Origin of the sequence: Mesorhizobium sp. (assembly GCF_004962925.1) — a bacterium.
Lineage (GTDB): Bacteria > Pseudomonadota > Alphaproteobacteria > Rhizobiales > Rhizobiaceae > Mesorhizobium.
Genome location: NZ_SUEO01000333.1, coordinates 1 through 3302 on the forward strand (window position 1 = coordinate 1; position 3302 = coordinate 3302).

Annotated in this window: 3 protein-coding genes; 1 reads left to right on the forward strand and 2 read right to left on the reverse strand. The window is 63.4% G+C overall.

Annotation, left to right across the window (positions count from 1 at the left end):
• Both E5W87_RS36225 and E5W87_RS34205 read right to left on the reverse strand, forming a co-directional pair.
• The coding region (locus tag E5W87_RS36225; RefSeq protein WP_367118910.1) for a response regulator at positions 1-170 on the reverse strand (170 nt) is incomplete at its 3' end.
• Complete coding sequence (locus E5W87_RS34205) at positions 167-2710, reverse strand: PAS domain-containing sensor histidine kinase (protein ID WP_292407985.1); 2544 nt, start codon at positions 2708-2710, stop codon at positions 167-169. The genes E5W87_RS36225 and E5W87_RS34205, both read right to left, overlap by 4 nt.
• 286 nt (positions 2711-2996) lie before the next feature.
• Between E5W87_RS34205 and E5W87_RS34210 the strand changes: the two genes are divergently transcribed.
• On the forward strand, positions 2997-3302 hold a 306-nt coding region (locus E5W87_RS34210; RefSeq protein WP_292407988.1), incomplete at its 3' end, for a response regulator.

The following is a 3302-nucleotide window of genomic DNA, read 5'->3' on the forward strand; positions in this document are numbered from 1 at the left end:
AGATTGACGTCGAGGATGACCAGATCGGGGCCAAAGCGATCGAGTTCGGTCAGCATTCCCGCTCCGTCCGGAACGGATCGGACATCGAAGCCGTGAGCGAGCAGGTACTCCGACAGCATCTCGCGCAAGGGCGCTTCGTCATCGACGATGAGCAACTTCTGTTTTGTCACGCTTTAGCCTCTTCCATTGCGCTGGTCTCCATCGCCCTTAGGCGCTCCATCACGAGCCTGCGAAAGGTCTGCGGATCGAGTGGTTTCTCGATCACCGGCGCGCCCGTCTCGCCGATGAAGCGGTCGATCTCGGGCGCCAGCGTGTCGCCGGTCACGAACAGAAGCCGATTGGCGAGTCCCGGACGCAGTTGCTCCAGCGCGCGATAGAGGCCGGGGCCGTCGAGGCCGGGCATGCGTATGTCGCTGATCAAAAGGTCGATTCCATTCTCACGCACAGCCTTGAGGGCGGCATTCGCGTCGTCGGCGATGGTGACGTTGTGGCCGTCGCGGCGCAGCATCTCGGCGATCATCGAGGCAATGTCGGCATCGTCGTCGACCACCAGAATTCGTGCCGCCGATGGCGCAGGCGGCGCCCTTCCGGCAGCCTCGGGCGCAGGAACCGTCTCGGCCTTGCCGCTCGGAAGCCGAACCGTGAACCGTGCGCCGCCGCCCTGCGTCGAATCCAGCTCTATGCTGCCGTCGTGAGCGATCACGATGCCCTGGCAGACAGACAGCCCGACCCCGGTGCCTTCGCCGGCCATTTTGGTCGTGTAGAAAGGCTCAAAAGCACGCGCTCGCACCGTTTCCGGCATGCCTGGGCCATTGTCGGCGACAACGACCTCGACGGCATCGCCTTCCCCTGACGTGACGATGGTCAGCCGCCGCGGGTGCGGGACCTGCAGCAGGGCCTGCTGCGCATTCACCACCAGGTTGGTGATGACCTGATGAAGCTGGTCCCTGTCGCCCCAGATGTTGCGAAGCGACTCCGCCAGCTCGGTGCGGATCTCGACCCCGGCCGAGCGCAGGCTGTAGGCGGCGAGCTCCAGCGAAGCGACGACGACTTCATTGATGTCGACGGCGCCCCGTGTCGGCGGCTTCTTCCGGGCCATCGCCAGAAAGGTTCGGACGATCCGAGAACATCGCTCGGCCGCCGCGTGGATCTTGTCGGCGCGTCCCACGGTCGCCTTGTCCGTCGAGAATTCCTTCAGCATCGAGCTATAGCCGATGACGACCGACAGCGGATTGTTGAGTTCGTGCGCCACGCCGGCCAGCAGCGAACCGAGAGCGGAGAGCTTTTCCGACTGGTACAGCGTTTCACGCTGGCGGGCGATCTCCGCCTCGGCTTCGCGCTGGCGGGTAATGTCGGTGACGGCGGCAAGCATGGCCGAACGGCCGGCCTGCGTGATCAGCCGCGCCGAAACCAGCGTATCCATTCTTGAGCCTTGCATATTGGTCATGCCGGCTTCGAATGCGTCGACGATGCCATCTTTCAGCAACAGCCGCAGGAGATCGTCTCGCCGCGAGAGATCTTCCCAGGTCGACGTCGCTTCGGCTCCGATCTGGCCGACTTCGATGCCGAGCGTCCTGCGCGCCGGCTCGTTGACGAACAGGATTTCGGGGCCTTCTATTGCCGAGATGGTGATCGGCAGCGGCACGCCTTCGGCTATGGCGCGAAACTGCGCCTCCCGTTCGGCCAACAGTTTCTCGGCTTCAATTCTGGCTTGCTCGGCCAGGACGCGGTCGGAGATGTCGCGGCCGACGGACTGCACTTCGACAAGGCGCCCGTCGCTGTCGAAAATGCCATGGTCGTTCCAGGCGAGCCATCGGCGCACGCCATCCGGCATCGCATTGAGAAGTTCCATGCTGGCATCCGGCGCCTGCGGGGTGAGGCGGGCAAGGTGGTCCAGGAACCTGCGCCGTTCGTCGGGCGGCAGCACATCGAGTTCGCACCAGGACGGGTCGAGAAGCTGCTCGCGGGTCATCCGGCACGCCCGGCAATAGGCGTCGTTGACGAAGCTCAAATGACCCTCCGGCGACATCCGGACGACGAATTCTGTCTGCAGCTCGACCACGCTGCGGTAGCGCTGCTCGCTGGCCTCGAGTGCCTGACGGGCGAGTTTCTGTTCGGCAACATCGCGTCCGATCGACTGTATTTCGATGAGCTTGCCGCTGTCGTCGAAGATGCCGCGATCTGTCCAATGGATGAGGATTTCGCGGCCATTGCTCAGGGCGCCGACCTCTTCCACTTCGCAGACGGGCCGTTCGGGGGTCACTCGACCGATGATCTCGTCGAAGCTGCCGAAATCGGCGGAAAACGAATTGAAATAGTGCCAGTCCGGGCTCAGCAACTCTTCACGCGTCCTGCCGACGAGACGGCAATAGGCGTCATTGGCGAAGCTCATGCGCCCATCCGGCGCGAACCGGACAATATATTCCGTCTGTGCCTCGACAACATTGCGGTAGCGCTGCTCGCTGTCGGCCAGTTCGCGCAGGGCCGTGCGGTTTTCGGCGAAGATGCTGACGATTTCCCTCAGAAGCACTCGGTGCAAAGCGAATACCGAGACAAGCAACCCGACCACAATGAGCGCATAGGGAAAAATTGAACGTTGCAGCGCGTAGGACTGGTAGAGGCCGATGCCGGCGACAAGCACGAGGAGAGGCAAAACGCAGGCCGCCATCAACGACGCGTAATGCCTGGACAGCTTCGAGGAGGTCGGCACGGCGAGGTCTCCACAGACGGATGCGCCGTCACGACGGTTGCTGTTCCCGTGCGGGCCAGTGGACTGAACGGCCCGCGGCCTGTCAACCCGGCCTGCTCGGCCATCCGCCTGGGACGTTCGACAAATAACCGCGGGTTGTTTCACGATGATGCCGTGAGCCGGATTTCCCGGCCTCTATTGTTTCAATTGTGTCGCGCCCGCCCGGAATCGGCAGCTGACGGGGGCGATTGACCCGGGGTTAATGCGCCCTGTAGGTTTCGAGCGTCGCTCGCCGCGGGGGAAACGCATGGCCGACATCATTGTCGTGGACGACGAGACCGACGTGGCGTTCATGATCGCCGACTATTTGCAGGCGAAGGGCTATCGCATACGCATGGCATCCGGCGGCGCCGAATTGCGCGAGGCGATCGCGGCGGCCAAGGCCGATCTTGTCGTTCTCGACCTCAATATGCCGGGCGAGAACGGTTTTAGCCTGGCCCGCTGGCTGCGCGAGCATCACGACACCGGCATATTGATGCTGACGGGCGCCGATTCGGTCTTCGACAAGGTGGCGGGCCTCGAGGTCGGCGCGGACGACTATCTGGCAAAACCC